A 24,648-nucleotide genomic window follows, 5' to 3' on the forward strand; every position below is an offset into this window, starting at 1 on the left:
TGTTAGCTTATTTACTTTTAAAAAATAGTTTGTAGGTGATATATGCGAAAATCAAACTACCCAATATGGCACCAACAGTTAGAATGAGTGCTTGCAACCCAATTGTGTGCAAATTGTTTATGATTTTCTCATTTAATCCTACCCCTATTCCTAATAGGAACAGAAGTAAATAAATTGACCATGTAGTCATTTTGTCAACCCCTTTAATCACTTTGGGAAACTTCCCTACGAAAAAACCCAATCCTATACCCAAGGTCATTAATACTAAAACTGTAATCATGATAAATAATCTTTTTGTTCTTCGGGGTGAATTTAATTAAATTTTATTGTAATGTTAGATTGGTTAATCAAATGAAGTGCCCTCAACTAATGGAGGGCACTTCTGATTTAATAAATAATAATTAACTAACCTAATCTACTCTATTTCGTTGTTTGAGTTTACTTCTGATTCAGGAATCGGGAAGAAGTGTGAGTCATCAGTTACTCCGGTTCTTCCATTCGCAGCCATGGTTTCGTTTAGTTTACCCCATCGGCGTAAGTCGTGGAAACGCGATCCTTCCATAGCAAATTCACAAATTCTTTCATGTTCAATCTGAGCTCTAACAGCAGCTTTATCACTTCCTGTCATAGCAGGTAGTTCACCATGTATAGCTCTTACATTGTTAATATGAGGTATTGCCGTTGATGTTTCGCCTAATTCGTTTAAAACTTCTGCATACATCAACAATACATCTGCGTATCTCATTAATGGCATATTGTTACCATGTGATTTAGCCCTAAGATCATCGTAACTAGCTGGTAAATATTTTCTAAACCCTGTGTAATCATAGGCTGTACTTGTATAATCCCACCAATCTTTGAAAGTATAACCATATACTCTTGGATTATTTGAATCATTGAAATATTCATCGTCGAAGAATAGAGTTTCATATAAACGGTGATCGTAACGACCGTCGGATGCAACTTTTCCTTCTTTTTTGAACTCAGATAATAAGAAGTCGCTACCAGCTATTTCATCCCAACCACCTAAACCTTTAGGCTTAAGCCATCTGTGATGTGGAAACTTGAACCATGCACCGTTATCGGTATTGTTCGAAAGCTGTAATTCAAAAACAGATTCGCTTGAGTTTTGATTGGTGCCATTAAACATGCTTATGAAGTTAGGTGCCAATGAGTAATTGTTCGAACCTACAACTTCAGCTAAAGCGGCTTTAGCAGCTTTGTAATATTCAGTTGCATTTGCGCTGTCTTCTCCAGCTCGGAAAAGGTTTGCTTTTCCAAGGTATGCAAAAGCAGCCCATTTGGTTGCTCTACCAACATTTTGTGCATCGTAAGAGCTAGGAAGATTTTTAGTAGCTTCTTCAAAATCAGTAATAATAAAATCCCAGCATGCTGACCTTTCGCTTAAAGCCTTGTGAGTTTCAGGTATGCTTTTTGGATATTTATCACGTAGAACAATTTTTTCCCATGCAAGAAGTAGTTTGAAGTGATAATAGCCTCTTAAAAAATGAGCCTCTGAAATCAATTCATTCTTTTTTGCAGCATCAATTTGCTCTTCGGTCATTTCCATCAAATTTTCTAATACTTGATTGGTAAAATTGATACCTCTGTAATGGATATCCCAATAAGATGAAATTTGAGTGTTGGCAGAATTTACATTAAAATTATAAATGGCTAACCAATCTTCATAATTGTATGCATCTCCACCAATTCTTACCAAATCAGAAGGGTACAATTCTACAGGAAACTTTACCTCAGCAAAGCCCCAGTAATCCGTAGCACATTCAAGGTGAGAATATGCCGATGCCATCCCAGCTTCTGCATCATTAGCATTTCTCCAAAAGTTATCACTTGTTAGTTTGTCTGGTGACTTCGTCTCCATGAAATCATCATCACATGACGAGAAGCCAATTAAGACACAGGCAATAAGTATATATATTAATTTTTTCATGTTTTCTGTTGTTTAGAATGATAATTGAATTCCGGCAAAGAATGATTTGTTGATTGGGTAGAAGCTACGATCAATACCTTGATCTAGTACGCCTCCACGTCCTACTTCAGGATCAATACCAGAGTAATCCGTACTTGTCCAAATATTTTGAGCATTTACATATACTCTACACTTTGTGATTCCAATTCTACTAATCACGTCTTTAGGCAATGTATATCCCAATTCGATATTTTTAAGTCTCAAGAAAGAGCCATCCTCTAAATATCTTGTAGATTCACGAGTATTACCATTTGGATCACCAAGAACAGCTCTAGGCATACTTGTGTTTCGATTATCTTCGGTCCAGGCATTTAATGTGGTAGCAAGAAAGTTCTGACCCGCTGACATGTTTTCTAAATAGTAGCGATTACCATTATACAAATCATTTCCGTGTGAACCATAGAACATCATAGAGAAGTCAAAACCTTTGTATTTTGCATCAAAGCTTAAAGAGTAAGTGAAATCAGGAATCCCGCTTCCAGAATATACTTTATCCTTAGGGTCGATTACTCCATCACCGTTCATATCTTTAAAACGAATATCTCCAGCTTTAGCATATTTTTGTAATAATTTGCCTTCAGAGTTAACATGAGCATTAACCTCATCCATCGACTGGAAGATTCCATCTGCCTGGTACAGGTAGAAAGCACCAATTTCAGTACCTACCTTAGTTTGAGTTGGGAAGTGAGAAGTACCAAACTTCAAGCCTTCTCCAAATAGTGATTGATCAGTATCAGCAAGACTTAGAACTTCATTTTTTATGGAGGTTAACGTACCATTGATATTAAAAGTGAAATCACCTTGGTTTTTGTGATATCCCAGTTCCAATTCAAAACCTTTGTTTTCAATCTCTCCCACATTAACGATTGGGTCATTTATACCTGCTGATCCAGCTAATTTATTAACTACCAACATGTCTTCAGTTGTAGTATTGTAATAGTTTGCCGTACCAGTAATTTTTGAATTGAACAACGCAAAATCCAAACCTAAGTTTTTAGAAATGGTAGTTTCCCATTTAAGGTCAGGATTAGCTACATCCCATGTGGTACTTCCTGTCCAAGGATTAGCTCCTGTACCTTTAACATAGCCTGTATTAGATCCGGTTCCAGAGTAAATTAAAGTTTCATATTGATACAATCCTAATGTGATCTCATTACCCAATTTACCCCATGAAGCACGCAATTTTAAATTGTCGATAAAATCATATGATGACATGAAATCTTCTTCGGTAATTCTCCATCCTAAAGCGAATGAAGGGAATGTTCCATATCTTTCATTTTTACCAAATTTAGAAGAACCGTCGCGACGAGCAGTTACTTGTACAAGGTATTTGCTATCAAATGAATAATTTACACGACCTAGAATCGATGTACGGGTGTATTTGTTATTGCTACCTGAGGCGCTATAGGTACCACCTTCACCACCATTTAAGGTCATGAATTTCGGATCAAGAAAACCTGCTGGAATATCATTTGTTATTACATTACTACCTTCTGCAGAATATACTGTTTTTTTACCTGTAACATTTGCACCGATCCAATTGTTAGTGATTTTAGAGGCTGTATAACCAGCTACAGCACTTACAGAGTGTTTTCCAAAATCTTTATTGAAGTTGATCAAGTGCTCCATGATCTGTGAGCGATAATTATTGCGTTCTTCACCGTAATAAATCCAATCTTCACCATCTTTTGGACTGCGTTCGAATTTTGGGTGATAACTCCATTCGATATCGTTACTGTTAATTAAACCCAGGTTCACCTGATATGATAGCCAATCTGTAAGTTTAAGGCGGCCGGTGATATTTGCAGTGAAATATTGTAAATCTTTTTCACCTTTTTTATTGATGTGATTTGCATAAGGATTCGCGTTAGCAGGCATGTCACCATGTGTCAACTGTACATTGCCATCTTCATCAAAAGGAGTAATTAACGGAGTAAGATTATAAGTATCCCTTAATGAGAATTTTGCACCTTCAGAGTTGGTTTCTGCATATGAAATATTTGCATCTACTTTTAAACGACCTTTTTCCATTCCAAGTTTTGCACGAAGAGTCTTTTTAAGGTATTTACTTCCAATAAGAGTTCCTTCTTCATCATTCCAACTTCCAGAAATACCGTAGTAACCTAAATCGTTACCACCATTAATGCTAACATTATAGAATTGTTGCATAGCTGTTCTTGAAACTTCATCTTGCCAATCTGTATTAGCTGTGATTGGGGCAGTTGCATAAGCAGGAACAGTTTCACCAGCATTTTCATACATCATTTTATGAACTGCTACATATCCTTCAGAATCCAATAGATCCAATTGATCAATTGCCTTAACAGATCCCACATGCATATTAAAATCAACATTTACTTTACCAGCTTTTCCTTTTTTTGTTGTGATTAAAACCACACCATTGGCAGCTCGAGAACCGTAAATTGCAGCAGCAGCTCCATCTTTCAAAACTTCAATGGAAGCAATGTCATCAGGATTAAGTAATGACATTGAACCAGGTAAACCATCAATAATGTACAATGGATTGTTGTTACCAATGGTACCAATTCCTCGGATAGTAATGTTTGAACCTGCACCCGGAGCTCCACCATATTTAGTAATGGTTACCCCAGCAACTTTTCCTTGTAATGAATTAACAGGATTAGAAGATGGAGTTTTTGCCAAATCTTCGGCTTTTATAGATGCAACAGCACCAGTTAAATCCGATTTTTTCTGAGTTCCATAACCCACTACAACCACCTCGTTCAAACCCTGGACATCCTCTTTAAGAACGATGTTTAGGGTAGTTTCATTGCCAATTGTAATTTCTTGATCTACATAGCCAATGAATGAGAATTTGATAACACCATTCGCAGGAACATCTAACTGGAAATTACCATCAAAGTCGGTTACAGTACCAATAGTGGTTCCTTTTACAAGAATGTTAACACCGATTAAAGGTAGATTTTGCTCATCAACAACCTTACCTGTAATGGTTTTTTGGTTTTGTTGAATTGCATTGGTTTTCATAGATCCAGCTGCTTGAAGTGGTTGAGGGCCAACTAAAACAGCCAGGATGCAAAGTTTCATGATCCATGAAACCAAGCCCTTTTGCACGGATGTAGTCCGCACAATAGTTTTTGCATTTTTTTTCATAAATTTAGATGCGTTAAAAGTTAGTTTTGTTGTTCTTTATTTAAGCGTTTAGAACAACAAACGATTAATATTTGATAACAGGGATTGTTGGTAGCTTTCCCTGTTTTCTTTATTTCTTCGTTTGGCAAAAACTTATTGGTGCATAATTTCAATCTAATGTATTATACTAGATACTACCGCGGTAGTATTACTCCAATAGTTCTCTAAAATAAATTAATTGGTTTAATTTGAGGTGGTATCGAAATAGTTGGTAGCTATTTCAATAATATGATGAGATATCAACAAATAAGACATTCGAATAATCCGCGATGAGAATGTCTGTATACTAGTCTAACGGTTGTTGTTTGCATGGGAATGAACATTAACGTGTGAACAATTAAAATTCTACTTCATTTATTCCATCTCTAGGTTCTAATGAAAACCTTTGCAGCAAATATATAAAAAAACACTACCAGTACATACTAGTATGTGATAAAATAATGAGTTTTTTATGAGATTTAATTTATCTCTGTTTCTGAAGTCCTTGTTTTTATTGATGTTTATGGAGTTAATATAGAATTGAAAAAAAAGTAAAAAAAATTAGACCTTAAGTAAGTATGTATTGAAAACGAACATATTTAAGCTGTAATTACATTCGCAAAAGGGCATAAAAAAAGCTGATATTACATCAGCTTAAGCATTTTTTTATGATGACACTTCATTTTATAATGCCATAATTCCTCGAATTCCTTGTGCCCTTGAATATATTTCAACTACATCTTCGGCCGAGTTCATCATTATTTTTACTGTTACCCCAATAAATCGGATGTCTCTTGATGTTTTGTAGGAGAATTCTGTTTCTTTTGGAAACAAATTTCTTACAGCATTTAATTTTTCATCGTTGTTAGGTACTATGAATTTAAACATGTACAACGAAGGCCATTTTGTTGAATCCAGCAACTGTTGTTTGATTCTATTATATTTTTCTTGATCCATTGTCATCTAATAGTTTTATAAGACCTGCTCAATTTTTGCTGCAAAAATGCTAAAATTTTTATGAAGCATTCCTACATTTTAATGAAAACGCATCTAAAATTAAATTGTTTCAAATTTAAAGAGAGTCTTTTAAAGCATTCATGCTTACCTAGAGATAGTTTTTACATGGTTTGAATGTATAATGTCTGTATGATAATTCTTGAATAAACTTTAGATGAACTCACATTAAACTTGGTATAAACTCATATCAAATTCACGTTTTTACGAATTTAATCAATAAATGAACTAAAAATGTAGTATCTTAATATAGAGTAGTTTGAAGAGTAGCTATTGCTTAATAGATGATTTAAATACTTTGAAGATATGGTAAAAGTGAAAAAAGGTTTACTGATTTCAGGAGGAGGTTCCATAGGGAATTTGGTGTTTTATACAAGGAATGGTAATACCTACGCAAGAACTAAACCCTCTCAATATCGGGATAAAAAATCGCAAGCTCAATTGGCGCAACGAAAGAAATTTGATGTTGTGTTGAGGTTCTTAAAGAAATTTAAAGTCTTATTAAGAATTGGGTTTGCTGGAGAAGCTATAGGAAGATCGGCTTTTCAGGCAGCACAATCCTATCATCTAAAACATGCTGTAAAGGGCGAATATCCGGATATTGAGTTCGATTATTCTAAAAGCAAGTTGTGTAGTGGAAATGTGAAATTTCCTGAACAAGTTAGTATTAGTAAAGCAGAAGATCATATATTGATAGAGTGGGAGATGCCGGAAGTGAAAAATATGAATGACACCTTAATTGTAGCGGCATCTACTTCTATAAGATGTGATTATCAGATTACTGGTGTTAGAAGATCAATGATGAAATTTAAATGGTTTACAAATTTGTCTGACTATACTGGTTTGCATGTTTGGGTAGCTTTTAGAAATGAAAAAGAGAGCGATGTAAGTGATAGTCTTTACTTTTATTTAGAAAGATAGTTGTATTATTTGTTTGCAATAGTTGTTTTTGGGAGTTGATCATATATCCTTTAAAAAAGAGTGTAAACTTACCTCTTATTATAAAACGGCTCCATTATTTTCATTTAAGATAAAACACTAATTTATTAAGGAAATTACTATTTTATTTTAACAGAAAAATTAACGCTTCATTAAGAATTTTGTTTTCTAATAGCAAGGATTAATTTTTCTATAAAGCTTATATTTATAACTTTATAAAGCCCCAGTTAAACAAACCACATACTAAACCTAAAAGTTATATGAATCGGAAAATTATAATTGTCATCCTTATACTAGCCACGTTGGGTATAGCAATGTTTTTGACAATGTTTCTTAAAGGCATGAAAGAAGATCCTGCCAAAAACTTAGATAATAACAAACTGCCCACGGTAAAAATCCAGAAAGTCGAGTATTCCTACATTGAATCTCCTATTGTTGAAAAAGGGAGGTTGGCTTCCAATTTGGAAGTGAATTTAAGTTCTGAAGTAGCTGGAAGAATCGTTGAATCAGGAGTGCCATTAAAAGTGGGGCAGAAATTTAATAAGGGAGATTTGCTGATTAAGATTTACGACAAGGATGCAAAAATGGATTTGCGTGCTCAAAAAAGTCGATTCTTAAATAAGTTGGCTGAAAACCTTCCTGATATCAAGGTTGATTACGCTGATAACTTTGAAAATTGGATGAGTTTCTTCAATTCGATTCATTTGGATGAGAATGTTCCTGAATTGCCTAGGGTTAAAACTACGCAGGAAAAGGTATTTATGGCAAGCCGAAATATTTTGGGAGATTATTATGCCATTAAAAGTGCTGAGGTGAAACTGGAAAAGAGAAACATTTATGCACCTTTTAATGGATCTTTTATAGAGGTGAATACACAGGTAGGATCGGTAGCAGGGATGGGTTCAAAATTGGCTGGTATTATTGAATCTAATAAGTTGGAATTGCAAGTGCCAATAGAGTCGGAAGATATTAAATGGTTACAACTAAATGATGAGGTAGAAATTCTGGATTCTAATGGAGAGCTGCTTTGTATGGGCAAGCTGGTTCGTAAATCTGAGTTTGTGGATCAAGGGACTCAATCTGTTTCCGTTTTCGTTAAACTATATAAGAATAGTGAAGTAGAATTGTATCAGGGGCAATTTTTAACAGCTCGATTCAATGGTAAAAAGATTGCACAAGCTATGGAAATCCCTCGAACTGCAGTTTTCAGTTCCAATAAAGTATATGTATTGGAGAATGAGGTAATGAAATCGAGGAGAATTAATGTTTTAAAAAGAAATGAAAACTCTTTGATTTTTAATGGACTGAAAGAGGGTGAATTGCTTGTGGTTGAGCCACCGGTAAAAGCTACTGAGAACATGAAGGTTCAGGTTCATTAATTGGGTAATAAATCAGATATCACGAGATGGAAAAAATTGTTACAAGATTTGTAAAGTATCCGTTTTACGGAAAGATGATTATTGCCTTGTTGCTAATTGCCGGAATTACCTCTTTGGTATTCATGAAAAAATCATTCTTTCCGCAAACAGAATCTAAAACCATAACAGTTTCTATGGTTTATCCTGGAGCTAGTCCGAAGGAGGTAGAGGAAGGGATAACCTCCAGAATTGAAGATGCCATTCGGGGGATTGTTGGGATTAAGGAAATGAACTCGGTTTCATCAGAAGGTTTTTCGAGAGTAACCATTACTACTACGGGAGAATATGATTTGGATGAAACATTGGCTGACATTAAAAATGCAGTTGATGGAATTCCGAGTTTTCCAACGGGAGCAGAGAAAGCGGTTATTGCAAAGCGAAGGTCAACAACTCCGGCAATTAATATGGTTGTTACCGGAGATGTGGAATTGATAAACTTAAAGAGATATGCTGATGAGATATACGATGATTTGCTTCGATCCAAAAAAATGTCGCAGATTAGCCTTTCGGGCTTTCCAAGGTTAGAGTTATCGGTTGAAGTTAAAGAAGAAAACTTAAGAAGGTATAATCTTACTTTTAGTGAAATATCACGCGCCATTGCAAGCAATAATATTGATATTTCAGGAGGAACTATTAAAAATGAGGTTGAGGAGATTCTAATTAGAAGTAGAAATCGTTCTGTAGATCCTGATAAAATTGGAGAAATCATTTTAAAGGCAAATCCTGATGGAAGTTATCTTAGAATTAGAGATGTTGCTAGTACCCATTTTCAATTTCAGGATGTTCCAAATTCTACCTATGTGAATCAAAATCCAGCGGTTTACATTGTAGTTAATAAATTGAATAATGAAGATTTAAAAGAGATATCAGAATTCTGTAACCAGTATGTAGAAGAATTCAATGCCAGTCATGATGATGCACAAATAATTGTGACTTTCGACTTTGTTGATATGCTAAAATCCAGGTTGGATCTTTTATATAAAAATGGTGGCTACGGACTCGGTTTGGTGGTGATTGCACTGGCATTGTTCTTAAGTTTCCGGTTGGCTTTATGGGTTGCTTGGGGAATTCCAGCATCTTTTCTTGGGATGTTTATTATTGCCAACCTAATGGGTGTTACCATCAATATGATTTCTCTTTTCGGAATGATATTGATTATTGGTATTCTGGTTGATGATGGAATTGTGATTGGAGAGAATATCTACTCTCATTTTGAAAAAGGCAAAAGCCCAAGGAGAGCTGCCATTGATGGAACCTTGGAGGTAATACCTGCCGTGTTAACCTCCATTACGACAACCATGGTTGCATTTTCACCATTACTATTGGTAACAGGAAATATGGAATTTCTTTACGAAATGGCGTTTGTAGTTTGTGGTTGCCTTTTCTTGTCACTCTTCGAAAGTTTCTTTGTTTTACCAAGCCATGTTGGGAATGATGTGGTTTTAAATGTGAAGAAAAAAAAGAATGCATTTAATCGATTCAGAGATAAAATTGAAAAAGGCATCATTTTCATGCGTGACAAGGTTTATGCTGATGTTTTAAATTGGGTAGTTGAATGGCGATGGTTTGTTGTTTTTACACCTATAGCATTAATTTTAATAACCTATGGTTTGTTTAGTGGTGGATTAATTAAGAGTACATTCTTTCCGAATATGCCTTTCGATTCGTTTAATATCAATGTAGCATTTAAGCCAGGAAGCAATAAAGACATTACTACTGCTTACCTTAAAGATTTTGAGAAAGCAGTATGGGAAGTGAATGATGATATCATGAATGAATACAATGATACAACCAGCTACATTCAATATACTGGTGTATCAACTGGTTCATCGTTTAGTGGACAGGAAAATGGTCCGCATGCAGGAAATATGTGGGTTATGCTTCGCGATATGGAAGGAGCTCCGATATCTAGTTTTGAGATAACAAACCGGGTAAAAGCGAAAATTGGCGAAGTGCCTGAAGCTGAAAAATTCACAATTGGTGCATTTAACCGATGGGGAGCACCTGTTTCTGTGAGTTTATTAGGAAGTGATTTGGATGAGCTAAATCGTGCCAACCAATTTTTCCAGGATGAACTTCGAAAAATGGCATCACTTTATAACATTAGTGACAATAACCCGCTTGGAAGTAGAGAGGTGAGACTTAGATTAAAACCAAAAGCCTATTATCTGGGTATGGATATTAGAACCATTACCTCTCAGATAAGACAAGGTTTTTTTGGAGGTCAAGCACAACGTTTGCAGGAAGGAAAAGATGAAATAAAGGTTTGGGTTAGATATCCTAAAAGTGATAGAATCTTTATCGGCCAGATGGAGAGTATGAGAATTCGAACTCCCAAAGGAGCCTTCCCTTTGTCGGAACTGATAGAGTATGATATACAGCGTGGTCCTGTAAGTATACAGCGTTACAATGGATCTCGTGAGATTAGGGTTGAGGCAGAGCTTTTGGATCCAAACGAACCTGTTCCTCCTATATTAGAATATGTAGAGACAAATATTTTCCCTGAATTGGACAATAGGTTTCCAGGAGTGAGAACCGAATATCAAGGGCAGCAGAAACGCTCGAAGGAGGATGCTGAGGAATTGATGCTTTATTTCTCAATTGCATTCATGATTATCATTTTTATTGTGATGATTCACTTCCGAAGTTTTACTCAAGGTATTATCGTTTTGATGATGGTTCCATTAGGATTTTTAGGATCCGCATGGGGACATGGAGTGGAAGGATTTCCTGTTTCGATGCTAAGTGTTTGGGGTATGGTTGCCTTATCGGGTGTTATTATTAATGATGCTGTGGTATTCCTGTCCAAATACAATTCCTTAATTCAGGAAGGAAAGACTCCGGTTTCGGCGGTAAAAGAGGCAGGGAAAGCAAGGTTTAGAGCCATTGTTCTAACAACCATTACCACATCTGTTGGCTTGTATCCACTTATTCTTGAGAATTCATTCCAAGCAAAATTCCTGATTCCAATGGCTATTGCATTGGCATATGGAGTACTAATCGGTACAATGTTTATTTTGATGTTTTTCCCTGTTTTAATCATGATATTAAATGATTTGAAGCGATATTCAAAACAAATTTGGGAAGGCTATAAAATTGATCCAAGAGATGTGGAGCCTAAAGTAAAAGAATCAAAAGTAAGTTTAGATTAATAACCGGAGAGAAAATTACTTCGAACCATTATCAAAGTCAAAAAATGATAAAAAAGATATCATTAAGCCTATTGTTGAGTTGCCTTTTTTTGAGCTTGATAGCTCAGGAGGAGTTGAGCTTGTCAAAAGCCATTCAGGTTGGATTGGAAAATAACTATGAATTAAAAATCATCCGTAAATCAGAACAGATTTCCGAATTAAATAATTCGTGGGGAAATGTTGGTCGATATCCTCGAATTCAGTTTAACCTTCAGGGAAGAGGAATTAAAGACTATAATGAAAGCAATGATTTTACAAGATTGAGTATAATTCCATCCTTGGATATGAATTGGACACTTTTTGAAGGTTTTGCTGTGCAAATCAGAAAGGATAAATTCGATGATTTGGAACAACTCTCAAAAGGAAATACGCTGATAGCAATTGAAAATAGAATTGAGTTGATTATACTGGCTTATTATAAAATATTACTCGAAAAGGAGAGATTGAAAGTAAGTGAGAAGATTATGAAACTGTCTTCCGACAGATATGAAAGGAGTAAGGTTGGTAAAGAGTTGGGTAGTGCTGTAACTTACGATGTTTTACAATCGAAAAATGCCTGGCTCGAGGATCGCTCATCATATCTATTGCAAGAGGTTAATTTCAACAATGCTGTGCGTGATTTGAATTTTTTATTGGGTGTTAAAGCGAGTAAAGCCTATGAGTTTTCGGATGAGTTTTTGCCGGTAAGCGATGAATATCAATTGGCTAGTTTATTGGATAAAATGCTTGGTAATAACAGTAACTTAAAGAATCGTTACATTCAGGAAATGATTTTAAGGAGAGATGTGGAGCTGGCAAGGAGCAATTTTTATCCTAAGTTGAAAATGGGTGCAGGAATTCAAGGCAATAGAATTAGAACAAAACCTGATGGTATGTCGTCCAATACAACTGATTCCCATAATCTGTATGCCAACCTTAGTTTGAGTTATATGATATTTAATGGGAATTCGAATCGCAGGGCATTGCAAATTGCAAAAATCCAGGAAGAGATTGGAAAAATTGAAACAGAGGATTTAAAGCATACCCTAACGAATGCCTTAGCACAGAATTATGAATTGTACCAGGTTAGGAGGGAGTTGTATTTATTGGCTGAAGAGAATTTGGAAGCTGCAGAACTGAATTTGTCTATCTCGAAAGACAAATACGAATCGGGTAGTATTAATTCCTTTAACTATCGCGATGTTCAAATTGGCTATCAAAATGTGGCTTTGGCTCGATTGAATGCAATTTTCAATTTGATTCAATCCAGAACCTCATTGGTTCGACTAACCGGTGGAATTTTAAACGAATAAGTAATCTCACAAATTGTAAAAAGGCTATTCAACCGATGTGAATAGCCTTTTGTTTTGCATTTATTCTCCAAAATTATCAGGTACCAAGACGGCAACAATTTCACCTGTTACACAAAGTTTGCCGCCAGCATAAAGTTCTGCAACAACAGTTGCCTTACGCTCATTGATTTCGGCAATTGTACCTTTTATTTCAATCTCCCCATCAATAGGTGTTGGTTTTAAATATTTTACTTGCAATGAAGCAGTAACACATCTTGGAGCATTGTGTTCGCACAATTCAATATTTTGTTGTTTGGCAAAGGCCAGTGCTGCCGAACCAGTTCCATGACAATCAATCACCGAAGCCAACATGCCACCATATACAAATCCCGGTATTGCCGTGTGATATTCTTTCGGGATAAATTTGGTAATGGTATGTTCTCCATCCCAATAAGTTTTCAAGTGATGACCATGTTCATTTAATCTTCCACATCCGTAGCATTGTGCAAAATGGTTGGGATAGTAATCTTGTATTCCTTTCATGTTTGTTGTGAATCGTATTTATAATGATAGAATTCTTAGGAACTGTTTAAATTTGTTTTTAGAATTTTTTATCGATGAAAAATGAAGCGTAACAAGGCAAATTTTATGCGAATAGTGGTTTTATTTAAATGGAATTTAACGCAGTTAGGCTTCATGTCTTCATATAAAAAAGCTGAAGGATAAATTTTAAACTGTTTCTTACATCTGTAAAAGTAATTCAATATCTTTCGAATTAGAAAATTTTCTAAAGATATGACCAAAATAATCATAGCTCCCGATAAATTTAAAGGATCCCTAACCGGGCTTCAGTTTTGTGATGCCATTGAAAAAGGAATCAGAAAACATGTGCCTGATATTGAAATTGAGAAACTGCCTTTGGCAGATGGAGGGGATGGGACTGTTGAGGTTTTGCAGTACTATCTTGATGGGGAAATGATTTCATTAAACGTGAATGATCCATTAGGGAGAAAAGTGGAAGCTTCTTACTTGTATTCCAAAATCAAGAAGACTGCTTTTATCGAAATGGCTGAAGCATCAGGAATTCGTTTACTTAGCAATGAAGAAGCAAATCCACTAAAAACAAGCACATATGGAACCGGTGAGCTCATAAAAGATGCCCTTGACAAAGGGGTAGAACACATCATTTTGGGAATAGGTGGAAGTGCTACCAATGATGCGGGTATGGGCATGGCCAGGGCACTGGGATATCGATTTTTTGATAAGGATAATAAGGGGTTGTTGGGAATAGGTAAAGATTTGCAAAAGATCGAAACCATTGATGCTTCAGGGGTGCATTCCAAAATTAAGGAAGTAAACTTCGAGGTGGCTTGTGATGTGGATAATCCACTATATGGACCAAATGGTGCTGCTTACGTGTACTCACCTCAAAAAGGGGCATCCTCAAAAATAGTAATGGAACTCGATAATGGTCTTACCAATTTTAATGAGATGGTGAAGTCTCAGTTCCATCTCGACCTGCAGAATATTAAAGGAGCAGGGGCAGCAGGAGGCTTAGGTGCAGGCTGTATTCTTTTCTTGGGAGCAAACTTGAATTCTGGAATTGAACTCATCAAAAATGAAGCAGGCTTTGATCAAAAAATTAAAGGTGCCGACTGGATCATTACAGGAGAAGGGAAGCTGGATTCTCAAACTTTCTCGGGTAAAGTAATTAGAGGTGTATTGGATTCATTGGAAGATCAGAAGCTGGCACTCTTCTGTGCTTTGGTAGACTTGTCAGAAACAGAAAGGGAGAAGCTGAAAGTAGATCACATCGCCGAAACTTCGCTTTATGCCAAAGACTTGCAGGACTCTATGCAAAATGCAGGGAAATACCTAGAGATGGCTGCTGAAAGCTTTGGTGAGACATTGAAAGTTAAAGGATAAATATAATAGGTTTCTTTAGACTTTAGAAAGACTCTTTTCCAGGATTTTTGGGAAAGTGTTAAATAAGATATTGATTAGTTTATTGCTAAAGCAGCCACATTTGGGAGTGGTTGCTTTTTATTTTCATGAAAATGTTTTTCCACCAGAAACACCTATAAGTTATCCGTATAGTATTTATTTTAGTTCAATTATCCTCTTTTATTAATACCTTTAATTTGTCTGCGAATTGATTTTTTAGTGACAAAAGTGGAAAAATATGGTGTTTTGTTGTAAAATGAAGTCGGATTTTTAGCTCGTAAAAATAGAAGTTGACTGAAAAATGATAAACAATAAAATAGTTCAAATAAAACTTCTCGGAAATTAGGACAAGCGCATTTATATACCTTATATATGTATAGAGGGCAAGTTTTAGGGATGTGTAAAAACAGTTTTGAGAGAAAGAATTACAAGAAAGCCCGAAATTAAAGGGTTTGAGAGTGATTCTCACATTATTTTGGTGAATTCTCACACTTAAAAATGCTCAGATTAGAGTGTGAGACTCATTCTCACATGTGTGAGAGTGAGTCTCACACGTGAAAATCCTCAGTTCAGCTATTTTTTGACGATTCTCACATTTGAAAATTGCGATTTTCATGTTCAAGGTGGGTATTTATATGTTTTTTGATGATTCTCACACTTGAAAATCGTCAGAATATAGTGTGAGAATTGCTCTCACATGTTTTTTGTGGACATTTTCACCCGAAAATTGCCACAAAACACTCCAAAAAATCACTCTCACAGCTCAAGAAATGACCACATAAGGAAATAATAAAGCCGGATATTCTTAATATGAATTATCATAAATTGGATCTTATCTTAGAATGTAAAAATTTTTTTTTGATGGATTGAATGATTGAAATGATTTTGTGATGATATGTTATATCAATGAAAAGTTTTGAGGCTGTTTTGTACTGTTTGTAAGAAATTGGAGAGTTTTTCTCTTTTTGGAAAATATCTTGCTATTTATGTTTTTGTTTGAGAAAATGAATGTTTTCGAATTTGAAAAATGAGATTTTCAAATTTTCTCACCTCTCTTAGTAGTCATAAAAATGTATTGTCGATTGTGTAAGTTAGTTGCTATGAGAAGTGAAATGAATCATAATAAATAAAATAAATTGTTCACTTATTTGTGATTTATTTTTGTGCTCCTCTTACAAGTGCGATCGGCAAGTTTTACCTGTTTGATGACCAACCGGTGGGTTGTCCTTCCAAAATGTCCACTCAAGTTGAATAAATGTTATGACAATTATATCTGCCAAATGTGTCAAGTTGCAAGGAATCAGCTCTTTTAATGAAATTTAACATTATTGCTTGTTATTTTTATTCATTGATTTTCCTGCGAAAGCACAGTTTCTATTTCTGTATCTAAAAAAAAAATAAAGCCATGCAATGAGTAGTATGTAATAATTGTGCAGGATTGCTTACTTTTGTAAGCGAAGCAGAGTCTCTAACAATAGATTTATACCGATTAGTAATTGGTATGAGTTATTTGTTCGTGTTACTCCTAATAACTTACTAATTATATATCGGCATTTTAATTTAATATTTCGTAGTCTCGCAAAGCTTTCGCGATAGCTTTCGGGACTGAAATTTAAATGGTATAATATGGATTACAAGAATATTATTATAAAGATCAGACGAATTGTCCGATCGATTAATCTGGAGTCTAAAAAGATTCAGAAGGATCATGGGGTAAGTATTCCGCAGATTTTATGCCTGGAGTATTTAAAAAGTTCGCCAAATTATCAGGCTACCCAAAAGTCTATTCGTGCTCACCTAAATTTAAATTCGAGTACGGTAACTGGTATTATCGGCCGATTGGAGAAAAAAGGTTTTCTTGCTCGCTTACCAAAAGCTGGAGATAGAAGAACTACCGTAATTGCTTTAACATCTTTGGGAGATCAATTACTAAAGAATACGCCAGATTTATTGCAGCAACGTTTGGCTGTGAAATTAAAGAAGATTCCTGATACAGATTTGGAAAAAATTGAAGAGACTTTGGAAATTCTTGTAAACATGCTTGAGATTGAAGAACTGGAAGCTTCGCCAGTACTTACTGCCGAGGATTTTATTAAGGAGGAATTAAACTCTGAAGAAGAAAATTTAGAATAAAAGAAGATTAGGAATAGTGAGCCATCATGATTGTGATGGCTTTTTTTGTGCCCTTAATTTTAGTGTGGTTAATATTGATTTCTTCAGATGTTTTACCAATCCTTAAAATATCGATTCATATAAAAAGCTTTTTTTATTCTGTCTCAATGTCACTTTATCTCATTTATGGAAATGGGGAGAAGAAATGGTTTTACACGAATGAATTGATGGAGATAGAAGTGGGTAATTTAAATTGAACAAACGGTAAGAGTTTAAAATGTGCACAAATACAGAGTGTTGTGAGTGGTTTGAGAATTCTATATTGTGTGTTATTCGGCAATTGTGTTGTGTAGAAATAAAATTTCCTTTAGATTTGTCGCGCAGAAACTAAATCTGCACTCTTCGTTCTTTATTTCATGTTGTCAAGAGATAGATGGTGGAGTATGGGATAGGATAAACTTGAATTATGAAAGAAACTCTCTTAAGAAGAATCAAATTGCTATTGGCATTGATGATCATTGTGAATGTTACGCAAGCTCAAAAAATTAAGGATGTTAAGATAGGCGGAGCCCTTCGTTTTAATTACAGATACAAGGATTGGGATGAAAACAACAAGGATGTAGGCGGCGATGCTGTGCTTGATGTTTTTCGTTTGAATGCCAAGGCAAGGTATGAGAAATTGTACCTGGATGCGGAATATCGTTTCTATCCGTCAGAATTTGGTGGCGGTATGCTACATCATGGGTTTATTGGCTATAACTTCAATGATAATTCACATTTGGAATTAGGTGTTCATCAAGTTCCATTTGGAATTCAGCCATTTGCTTCGCACTCGTGGTTCTTTAATCTTCCATACTATGTAGGGTTGGAAGATGATTACGATACAGGATTAAAGTATGTGTTCGACACGAACAAATGGAATTTTGCCTTTGCATTTTATAAGAATGCTGAGGGAGGTAGGTCGTGGACAACCTTTTCGAACGGATCAGAAGGAAATGCGGTTGATTTGGCAAGATACTCTTACGACTTGGCTGGCGATAACGAAGAGAATGGGCAATTCAACTTTCGTGTAGCCCGCAAATTCAACAATCAGGAAATTGGTTTTTCTGCACAGTTGGCCCGATACAGAAACCATGTAAAAGATAAAAACCATCACTACAATGCCTTCGCACTTCATTATCATGGTCGTTTTCTTAAAGATGAAAGGTTGGATGTAAAGTTTGAGCTAACCCGATACGATTACAAGGGTACCGATAATGATTTGATAAAGATGGCTGCCTACAATTACACTTACGATATTGCCAGTGAAGCAAGCATTATTTGTGGAGGTATTGCCTATACCATACCTGTGGAATGGGGACCAATTGAATCGGTGCAAGTGTATGACAATTACAACTACATGAAAAAAGGCAATTCTCAATTCAACGATACCCAAATGAATGTGTTGGGAATGATGGTGAAAGCTGGTCCGATTTATACTTATATCGATTATGCATCGGGTAAAAATCAGGATTGGTTAGGACCATGGGGTGCTTTTGGTGATTCAGCCAGTGAATATGGTTTTGGCCGAGGAGCCGCAAATCCAGAATGGCATTCATGGTTTAATGTGAATGTGGGGTATTATTTCTAAGCGATACAAACGAATTAAAGATATATGAGTTTAAAAGAAAAAATAGAAAAAAAAGATCAAGCCAAGGCTGTATCCATAAGTGTTGATGATCAGAAGAAGTATGTTCGTTCCGATCAGAAAACTTTTTGGGGTATAAAAGCCAATGGTACTGTATTTATATCCTCTTTCTTGGTGGTATTTATTTTGGTGGCCACTACCTTAATAGTAGGGAAACCAATGGCAGCTTGGTTCTCGAAAACACAAGCAGTTGTATCCAACAATGTAGGATGGATGTTCGTTCTGCTCATGAATGTTTTCCTGGGGTTTACCTTGTTTTTAGGATTTGGTAAGTTCGGAAAGATCCGTTTGGGAGGTCAGGATGCAAAGCCTGAATTTAAAATGACATCGTGGTTTGCCATGTTGTTTAGTGCTGGTATGGGTATTGGTTTGTTGTTTTGGGGAGTTGCTGAACCAATTTTCCACTTCGATAATAATCCTTTTGCCATGGAAGGTGTTGCTTCAGCCAAATCGGCCATGGGGGTTACCTTTTTGCATTGGGGATTTCATGCCTGGGCAGTATATGCTATAGTAGGATTGGCTCTTGCCTATTTTACTTTCAATAAAAAATTGCCACTTACCATTCGTTCGGTCTTTTATCCTCTGTTTGGAGAAAAGATTTACGGACCTATTGGTGATATTATTGATATTGTATCGGTTATTGCCACTCTATTTGGTTTGGCTACCTCTTTAGGTTTTGGTGTACAGCAGGTAAATGCAGGTTTAACCTATTTGTTCGATGTTGAGTACGGAACGACTTGGCAAATTGGTTTGATTTCGGTAATTACCTTATTTGCTACGCTTTCTCTGATTTTGGGTCTTGACAAAGGGATTCGTCGCTTAAGCGAGATAAATATGCGCTTGGCACTTCTCTTGTTATTTTTTGTTTTATTGATTGGCCCAACTGCATTCTTGTTGAAATCATTTGTTCAGAATTTGGGTTATTACCTAAGCAACTTTATGGAGTTGAGTTTTTGGACCGAAACATATATTGGTGCCAAAGAAGGCACTCACTGGCAAAACTCATGGACCATTTTCTATTGGGCATGGTGGATCGCATGGTCGCCATTCGTAGGTATTTTTATTGCTCGTATCTCAAAAGGTAGAACCATACGTGAATTTGTTTTGGGTGTACTGTTTGTGCCTGCATTATTGACTTTTTTATGGATTTCGGTATTTGGAGGAAGTGCCATTTATCAGGAGTTACTTGGAAATACTCAGATATCGGAAGCAGTTAATGCCAATATTGCTACGGCAATTTACCATCTGCTGGAGCAGTACCCATTGCCATTTGTTTCATCCTTACTAACGGTGATTTTGGTAGCATGTTTCTTTGTTACTTCATCTGATAGTGGATCTATGGTGGTTGATACATTAACCACGGGAGGAAAATTGGATGCTCCTGTTGGACAAAAAATATTTTGGGCCTCAATGGAAGGCTTAATTGCAATCGTATTGCTGATTGGAGGTGGTTTGGCTGCCTTGCAAACGGCTACAATTTTAACTGGCTTACCCTTTGCAATTGTATTGCTAATTATGTGTTACAGTTTATTAAAGACTCTTAAGAATGATAAAGTGATAAAAGCAAAAGAGTCTTAGATAAGGTTTTTCTTGTTATAGTCAGTAATAGAAAAGAGGTCTTCGGACCTCTTTTTTTATTTCCACATATTTTAAATCGAACTTAGGTTAATATGCTAATCAAAATGGATGTAAATGCTATTAGGATTCCTAAAGCTTTTAGTTTTGTTATTTGTGTTATTACGACTATTAATAAAAAAAGGCCTGTTGAAATGCTACAATTACCACTAAATATTCAAAAATAAAGAATATAAGCACAGAGGTAAATTTCGGGTATATTTTTAATGATCTGTTTTAGATTTTTCATTACGATCTGAAGAAGAGTTTTTTGCTTTATTTAAAGTCTTTTTCTTTGTTGAATTCTTCTTTTTTATACTCCCATCTTTTTGCCATTTTTTCCAAAGTATGTCTTTATAGATTAATCCTAAATGATAGCTCATAGGTCAATATTTTTAATAAAATAGTTCTATGGAAACAAAATACATACAAGATATTAGATGTGCAAGTTGTTTAAAGTTAAAGTTCAAAGTATTTTATTGTCGATTGTGTTTGTGTAAAGCACAGTGAATAAATGAAATAAGGGTGGATTTCTTGTGTCTGTGTCTGTTGAGATTGTTTTGTTTAAGTTAATCGAATTGTTATATTTGTTCTATAGAAACAAAAAAACTTAAAAGTATAAGTATGATTACAATTAAACTTATGACCTCCTCTCTACGTCCTGATGGTATTGAAAAGAAAGAACTGCTTAATTTCCTGTATGATCACCTTGAAGAATACGGAGATGACAAGGCAGACATTGAAAAAGCAATGCAGTATGCATTAAAAGAGAGACCATCAATGGGCGGTTTTATTTTGGCTGCAAAATTAGACAGTAAAATTGTTGGTGCTGTAGTTGTAAATAGAACAGGAATGGAAGGTTATATACCTGAAAACATACTTGTATACATAGCATCTCATAATAAGCATAGAGGAGAAGGGATTGGAAAGAAACTGATGGAAGAAACCATAAAAATTGCGAAAGGTTCAATTGCGTTACATGTTGAGCCGGATAATCCTGCAAAACATTTATATGAAAAAATGGGATTTGAGAATAAATACCTTGAAATGAGATTCACAAAATAAAATGTAATGGCATTTGTAACTCTTAATACTTCCAAACTACAAGAAAACTACTGTTTTTTGGATAAATTATTTAAAGAAAATAGCATTCAATGGACTGTGGTTTCTAAATTGTTGTGTGGAAACAAATTGTTTTTAGAAAACTTAATTTCCTTAGGAATTAAGAGCCTTTGTGATTCCAGGGTTTCTAATTTGAAAATGATTAAGAAACTAGATCCCAATATTGAGACGATCTACATAAAACCTCCCCCAAAATTATCTGTCAGTGAAATCATCAAGTATGCAGATGTTAGTGTAAACACTGAATTAAAAACCATCGACTTGCTTTCTCGTGAGGCTTTAAAACAAGATAAAAAGCATAAAATTATTATCATGATCGAAATGGGAGAGCTAAGAGAGGGGGTAATGCGTGAAGATTTTATCGACTTCTATAAGAAGGTTTTTGAATTGCCAAATATTGAAGTGGTAGGTATTGGAACAAATCTTACTTGCTTAAATGGCGTATTGCCTAACGAGGACAAATTAATCCAGCTTAGTCTGTACCGACAACTGATAGAGGCCAAGTTTGATAAGAAAATTCCATTGGTTTCAGGAGGGTCATCTGTAACCATCCCGCTTTTACTTCATGATATATTACCTGGGGGTGTCAACCATTTTAGAGTTGGTGAATCATTGTTTATGGGTACCGATGTATATAATGACACAGCTCTTGAAGGATTAAATACCAATGTATTTAAATTGTATGCTGAGATTATTGAACTAATAGAGAAACCTATGTTACCTACAGGCGAAATGGGTACCAATGTTGAAGGTGAAAGTCATTCATTGGAGGTCGATCAAATGGGAGAGACTTCGTATCGGGCAATTATAGACTTGGGAATGTTGGATGTAGATAGTAAGCACATTAACCCAAAGGATAACTCAATAGATCTTGTTGGGGCAAGCTCGGATATGCTGGTAGTAGATTTGGGGGACAATAAGAATAATTATAAGGTAGGAGATTTAATTGAATTTACGATGGATTATATGGGCGTTCTACGCATTATGTCTTCCAAGTATATCGAAAAAAGAATTGTTGAGCCTGCTGCAGTAAAAGAGAATTGTAAATGAGAAGTGGTAAAATATTAGAGCAAGGAATAATAGAATTTGTTCGTTTAAATCAACCAGTAGGTTTGGGCCATATATTGGCAGGTTTAAATTTGTAACATTATTCTGGTGCAAAAATTGTTCTTGGCCTAATTCAAAAGGAGAAATTAAAATATTCAGATGGTGGAAAGCGAATTCTGATCAAATAGTAATACTAATTAATTTCAACGAATGCAGTTTTTAGGTAATTGAGATATACTAAGTTAATATTCTTTTCCCATGTTATAGAGGGTATTCCAATTGTATAAAAATGCACAACGTCACCAGATTACTGGTGGCGTTATTTAATTAGTGGAGCAGTTGTTTAACTCATACATATAACTCGAAGTAAGAGGTGAATACTGGTGTTAATTTATAACTTTTTATCTATGCATATTATTGATATTATCATATTTATTGTCTACTTCACAGTCATGCTGGGCATTGGAGTTTATTTCTTTAAGAAAAATGAAAACAATGAAGATTACTATGTTGGAGGCAGACAACTTGGTGCCTGGCATATTGGATTATCTGTTGTGGCAACCGATGTAGGTGGAGGGTTTTCAATAGGATTGGGCGGTTTAGGCTTTGCCATTGGACTTGGAGGATCATGGATGCTATTTACTGGTTTGGTTGGCGCATGGTTGAGCGCTGTTGTACTAATTCCTGTAATCAGTAAGCTTTCAAAAAAAAATAAGCTATTTACCTTTCCTCAAATATTCGAATACTTCTATAACCATAAGGTAGCTCTTATTGCAGGAGTAATTTCGGCAATTGGATATATTGGATTTACAAGCTCACAACTTCTGGCGGGAGCAAAACTGGCATCAGCTACTTTTACCGAAATAGATTTGAACACTGCATTAATAATAATGGGGGTACTTGCAGTTGTTTACACCAGTATAGGTGGATTAAAAGCTGTAATTTATACCGATACAGTACAGTGGATTATTTTAATGGCAGGACTACTATTTATTGGAATACCTGTATCCTATTACAAAATTGGTGGTATAGAAGTAATCCGGGAGACACTTGGCAGTGAATTTCTTTCCTTGGGGAATATATCTTGGCAACAGATTGTGAATTGGGGAATTACCATCATACCTATTTGGTTTGTTGGAATGACACTATATCAACGAATATATGCCTCTAAAAATGAAAAAGAAGCCAAAAAAGCATGGTTTATTGCAGGCTTATTCGAATGGCCTCTAATGGCATTTATGGGGGTTACCTTAGGATTGTTCTCCCGTGTGGCATATGAAAATGCGATGTTTGCAGAGTTTGGCTATGCATTAGGAACAAGTTTGGATGCAGAAATGGGATTGCCAGTTTTGCTGAATACTGTTCTGCCTGCAGGTATCATGGGACTCATGCTTTCAGCATACTTTTCAGCAATCCTATCAACCGCGGATAGTTGTTTAATGGCCGCATCGGGAAATGTGCAAACAGATATTCTAGGGAAAATTTTCAATTTTAAGCAAGATACCAAATTCCAACTGAGGGTTTCGCAAGTTATAACATTAGTGATTGGAGGGGTGGCATTGTTCCTGGCTTCTCATATGACCAATGTACTTGAATTGATGCTTTACTCTTATGCATTTATGGTATCTGGTTTGTTTGTTCCTGTAATTGCAGCATTGTATGGTAAAAAACCTAATGCCACGGCAGCTATCTCATCTATGATTTCAGGCGGTGCAACAACAGTTCTCTTAACTACATTGAAAGTTAAATTGCCATTTGATTTGGATGGCAATATTTTTGGGATTTCAACATCAGTTTTTGTTTATCTGATTTTCTCCTTAATTTATAGGGGAAAATATGAGAAACGTAATAGAATTATGGAGAGAATTACATAAATAGTCCATAAGTACTAATAAAGAAATTTGAAACATCTGGACGCATTGTCAGTTTTTTTAACAATGATATGAATCGGCTTTCAAATCATTTGGAGCAAATCATTTAAATAGGTTGTAAGGCAAGAAAATTTATAATATACGCTTGAATGTTAAGGGGGGGCTACTGTCTTGTGTAGTAAGGAATGTGTTAAGTTATTTAGGGGACTGTCTAGGAGAATCAGTTGGTAATGGAAAGAATTCAAAAACTTTTTAAAAGGTCAGAAGATTTCGGC

Annotated in this window: 17 protein-coding genes; 11 read left to right on the forward strand and 6 right to left on the reverse strand. The window is 35.4% G+C overall.

Annotation, left to right across the window (positions count from 1 at the left end; all coding sequences use genetic code 11):
* Positions 1 to 7: 7 nt before the first annotated feature.
* The 4 genes from BXY64_RS05505 to BXY64_RS05520 all read right to left on the reverse strand — a co-directional run bounded on the left by BXY64_RS05505 (position 8) and on the right by BXY64_RS05520 (position 6,100).
* Entirely contained in the window at positions 8 to 280 is a 273-nt protein-coding gene (locus BXY64_RS05505) for a LysO family transporter (RefSeq protein WP_120238912.1), read from the reverse strand.
* A gap of 135 nt (positions 281 to 415) precedes the next feature.
* Complete coding sequence (locus BXY64_RS05510) at positions 416 to 1,951, reverse strand: RagB/SusD family nutrient uptake outer membrane protein (RefSeq protein ID WP_120238913.1); 1,536 nt, start codon at positions 1,949 to 1,951, stop codon at positions 416 to 418.
* 12 nt (positions 1,952 to 1,963) lie between these two features.
* Positions 1,964 to 5,125: a SusC/RagA family TonB-linked outer membrane protein gene (locus tag BXY64_RS05515; protein WP_120238914.1), complete on the reverse strand. Its 3,162-nt coding sequence runs from the start codon at positions 5,123 to 5,125 to the stop codon at positions 1,964 to 1,966.
* Positions 5,126 to 5,827: 702 nt separating this feature from the next.
* Positions 5,828 to 6,100, reverse strand: a complete 273-nt coding sequence (locus BXY64_RS05520) for a DUF493 family protein (RefSeq protein WP_170150581.1) — start codon at positions 6,098 to 6,100, stop codon at positions 5,828 to 5,830.
* Between the two features lie 363 nt (positions 6,101 to 6,463).
* On the opposite strand from BXY64_RS05520, the gene BXY64_RS05525 reads away from it, so the two are divergent.
* From BXY64_RS05525 to BXY64_RS05540, 4 genes are all read left to right on the forward strand, one after another.
* Positions 6,464 to 7,078: a DUF6266 family protein gene (locus BXY64_RS05525; protein ID WP_120238916.1), complete on the forward strand. Its 615-nt coding sequence runs from the start codon at positions 6,464 to 6,466 to the stop codon at positions 7,076 to 7,078.
* 278 nt (positions 7,079 to 7,356) lie between these two features.
* The gene (locus tag BXY64_RS05530; RefSeq protein WP_120238917.1) at positions 7,357 to 8,475 is read left to right on the forward strand and encodes an efflux RND transporter periplasmic adaptor subunit; all 1,119 of its coding nucleotides are present in this window, start codon (positions 7,357 to 7,359) and stop codon (positions 8,473 to 8,475) included.
* Positions 8,476 to 8,501: 26 nt separating this feature from the next.
* The gene (locus tag BXY64_RS05535; RefSeq protein ID WP_120238918.1) at positions 8,502 to 11,666 is read left to right on the forward strand and encodes an efflux RND transporter permease subunit; all 3,165 of its coding nucleotides are present in this window, start codon (positions 8,502 to 8,504) and stop codon (positions 11,664 to 11,666) included.
* 44 nt (positions 11,667 to 11,710) lie between these two features.
* The gene (locus tag BXY64_RS05540; protein WP_120238919.1) at positions 11,711 to 12,997 is read left to right on the forward strand and encodes a TolC family protein; all 1,287 of its coding nucleotides are present in this window, start codon (positions 11,711 to 11,713) and stop codon (positions 12,995 to 12,997) included.
* 60 nt (positions 12,998 to 13,057) lie between these two features.
* Here the strand turns inward: BXY64_RS05540 and BXY64_RS05545 are convergent, their stop codons facing one another.
* Positions 13,058 to 13,519, reverse strand: a complete 462-nt coding sequence (locus BXY64_RS05545) for a PaaI family thioesterase (protein ID WP_120238920.1) — start codon at positions 13,517 to 13,519, stop codon at positions 13,058 to 13,060.
* Between the two features lie 252 nt (positions 13,520 to 13,771).
* Between BXY64_RS05545 and BXY64_RS05550 the strand changes: the two genes are divergently transcribed.
* The 4 genes from BXY64_RS05550 (at position 13,772) to BXY64_RS05570 (ending at position 20,297) form a co-directional block, all read left to right on the forward strand.
* Positions 13,772 to 14,902: a glycerate kinase gene (locus BXY64_RS05550; protein ID WP_120238921.1), complete on the forward strand. Its 1,131-nt coding sequence runs from the start codon at positions 13,772 to 13,774 to the stop codon at positions 14,900 to 14,902.
* A gap of 1,644 nt (positions 14,903 to 16,546) precedes the next feature.
* Positions 16,547 to 17,053, forward strand: coding sequence for a MarR family winged helix-turn-helix transcriptional regulator (locus BXY64_RS05555; RefSeq protein ID WP_120238922.1), 507 nt, complete (start codon positions 16,547 to 16,549; stop codon positions 17,051 to 17,053).
* Between the two features lie 445 nt (positions 17,054 to 17,498).
* Complete coding sequence (locus BXY64_RS05565; protein ID WP_120238924.1) at positions 17,499 to 18,662, forward strand: hypothetical protein; 1,164 nt, start codon at positions 17,499 to 17,501, stop codon at positions 18,660 to 18,662.
* A 24-nt stretch (positions 18,663 to 18,686) separates the two neighbouring features.
* The gene (locus BXY64_RS05570; RefSeq protein ID WP_120238925.1) at positions 18,687 to 20,297 is read left to right on the forward strand and encodes a BCCT family transporter; all 1,611 of its coding nucleotides are present in this window, start codon (positions 18,687 to 18,689) and stop codon (positions 20,295 to 20,297) included.
* A 260-nt stretch (positions 20,298 to 20,557) separates the two neighbouring features.
* Here BXY64_RS05570 and BXY64_RS21320 read toward each other — a convergent pair whose 3' ends face one another.
* Complete coding sequence (locus tag BXY64_RS21320) at positions 20,558 to 20,716, reverse strand: hypothetical protein (protein WP_170150582.1); 159 nt, start codon at positions 20,714 to 20,716, stop codon at positions 20,558 to 20,560.
* A 241-nt stretch (positions 20,717 to 20,957) separates the two neighbouring features.
* Here BXY64_RS21320 and BXY64_RS05575 point away from each other — a divergent pair, with 241 nt between their 5' ends.
* The 3 genes from BXY64_RS05575 (at position 20,958) to BXY64_RS05585 (ending at position 24,376) form a co-directional block, all read left to right on the forward strand.
* Complete coding sequence (locus tag BXY64_RS05575; RefSeq protein WP_120238926.1) at positions 20,958 to 21,398, forward strand: GNAT family N-acetyltransferase; 441 nt, start codon at positions 20,958 to 20,960, stop codon at positions 21,396 to 21,398.
* Positions 21,399 to 21,404: 6 nt separating this feature from the next.
* Positions 21,405 to 22,505 carry an alanine racemase gene (locus BXY64_RS05580; RefSeq protein WP_120238927.1) on the forward strand — a complete coding sequence of 367 codons (1,101 nt, stop codon included), beginning with the start codon at positions 21,405 to 21,407 and terminating at the stop codon, positions 22,503 to 22,505.
* A 404-nt stretch (positions 22,506 to 22,909) separates the two neighbouring features.
* On the forward strand, positions 22,910 to 24,376 hold the full coding sequence (locus BXY64_RS05585; protein ID WP_120238928.1) for a sodium:solute symporter family protein: 1,467 nt from the start codon (positions 22,910 to 22,912) through the stop codon (positions 24,374 to 24,376).
* Positions 24,377 to 24,648: the final 272 nt, after the last annotated feature.

It is taken from the genome of Marinifilum flexuosum, from assembly GCF_003610555.1.
GTDB classification, from domain to species: Bacteria; Bacteroidota; Bacteroidia; order Bacteroidales; family Marinifilaceae; genus Marinifilum; species Marinifilum flexuosum.

What these genes read in the sequence shown, in the direction of transcription:
- BXY64_RS05545 (WP_120238920.1), bottom strand. Translation starts at nt 13,519, where the DNA reads ATGAAAGGAATACAAGATTACTATCCCAACCATTTTGCACAATGCTAC.
- BXY64_RS21320 (WP_170150582.1), bottom strand. Translation starts at nt 20,716, where the DNA reads ATGAGCTATCATTTAGGATTAATCTATAAAGACATACTTTGGAAAAAA.
- BXY64_RS05530 (WP_120238917.1), top strand. Translation starts at nt 7,357, where the DNA reads ATGAATCGGAAAATTATAATTGTCATCCTTATACTAGCCACGTTGGGT.
- BXY64_RS05520 (WP_170150581.1), bottom strand. Translation starts at nt 6,100, where the DNA reads ATGGATCAAGAAAAATATAATAGAATCAAACAACAGTTGCTGGATTCA.
- BXY64_RS05515 (WP_120238914.1), bottom strand. Translation starts at nt 5,125, where the DNA reads ATGAAAAAAAATGCAAAAACTATTGTGCGGACTACATCCGTGCAAAAG.
- BXY64_RS05550 (WP_120238921.1), top strand. Translation starts at nt 13,772, where the DNA reads ATGACCAAAATAATCATAGCTCCCGATAAATTTAAAGGATCCCTAACC.
- BXY64_RS05575 (WP_120238926.1), top strand. Translation starts at nt 20,958, where the DNA reads ATGATTACAATTAAACTTATGACCTCCTCTCTACGTCCTGATGGTATT.
- BXY64_RS05580 (WP_120238927.1), top strand. Translation starts at nt 21,405, where the DNA reads ATGGCATTTGTAACTCTTAATACTTCCAAACTACAAGAAAACTACTGT.
- BXY64_RS05505 (WP_120238912.1), bottom strand. Translation starts at nt 280, where the DNA reads ATGATTACAGTTTTAGTATTAATGACCTTGGGTATAGGATTGGGTTTT.
- BXY64_RS05540 (WP_120238919.1), top strand. Translation starts at nt 11,711, where the DNA reads ATGATAAAAAAGATATCATTAAGCCTATTGTTGAGTTGCCTTTTTTTG.
- BXY64_RS05555 (WP_120238922.1), top strand. Translation starts at nt 16,547, where the DNA reads ATGGATTACAAGAATATTATTATAAAGATCAGACGAATTGTCCGATCG.
- BXY64_RS05565 (WP_120238924.1), top strand. Translation starts at nt 17,499, where the DNA reads ATGAAAGAAACTCTCTTAAGAAGAATCAAATTGCTATTGGCATTGATG.
- BXY64_RS05535 (WP_120238918.1), top strand. Translation starts at nt 8,502, where the DNA reads ATGGAAAAAATTGTTACAAGATTTGTAAAGTATCCGTTTTACGGAAAG.
- BXY64_RS05510 (WP_120238913.1), bottom strand. Translation starts at nt 1,951, where the DNA reads ATGAAAAAATTAATATATATACTTATTGCCTGTGTCTTAATTGGCTTC.
- BXY64_RS05525 (WP_120238916.1), top strand. Translation starts at nt 6,464, where the DNA reads ATGGTAAAAGTGAAAAAAGGTTTACTGATTTCAGGAGGAGGTTCCATA.
- BXY64_RS05585 (WP_120238928.1), top strand. Translation starts at nt 22,910, where the DNA reads ATGCATATTATTGATATTATCATATTTATTGTCTACTTCACAGTCATG.
- BXY64_RS05570 (WP_120238925.1), top strand. Translation starts at nt 18,687, where the DNA reads ATGAGTTTAAAAGAAAAAATAGAAAAAAAAGATCAAGCCAAGGCTGTA.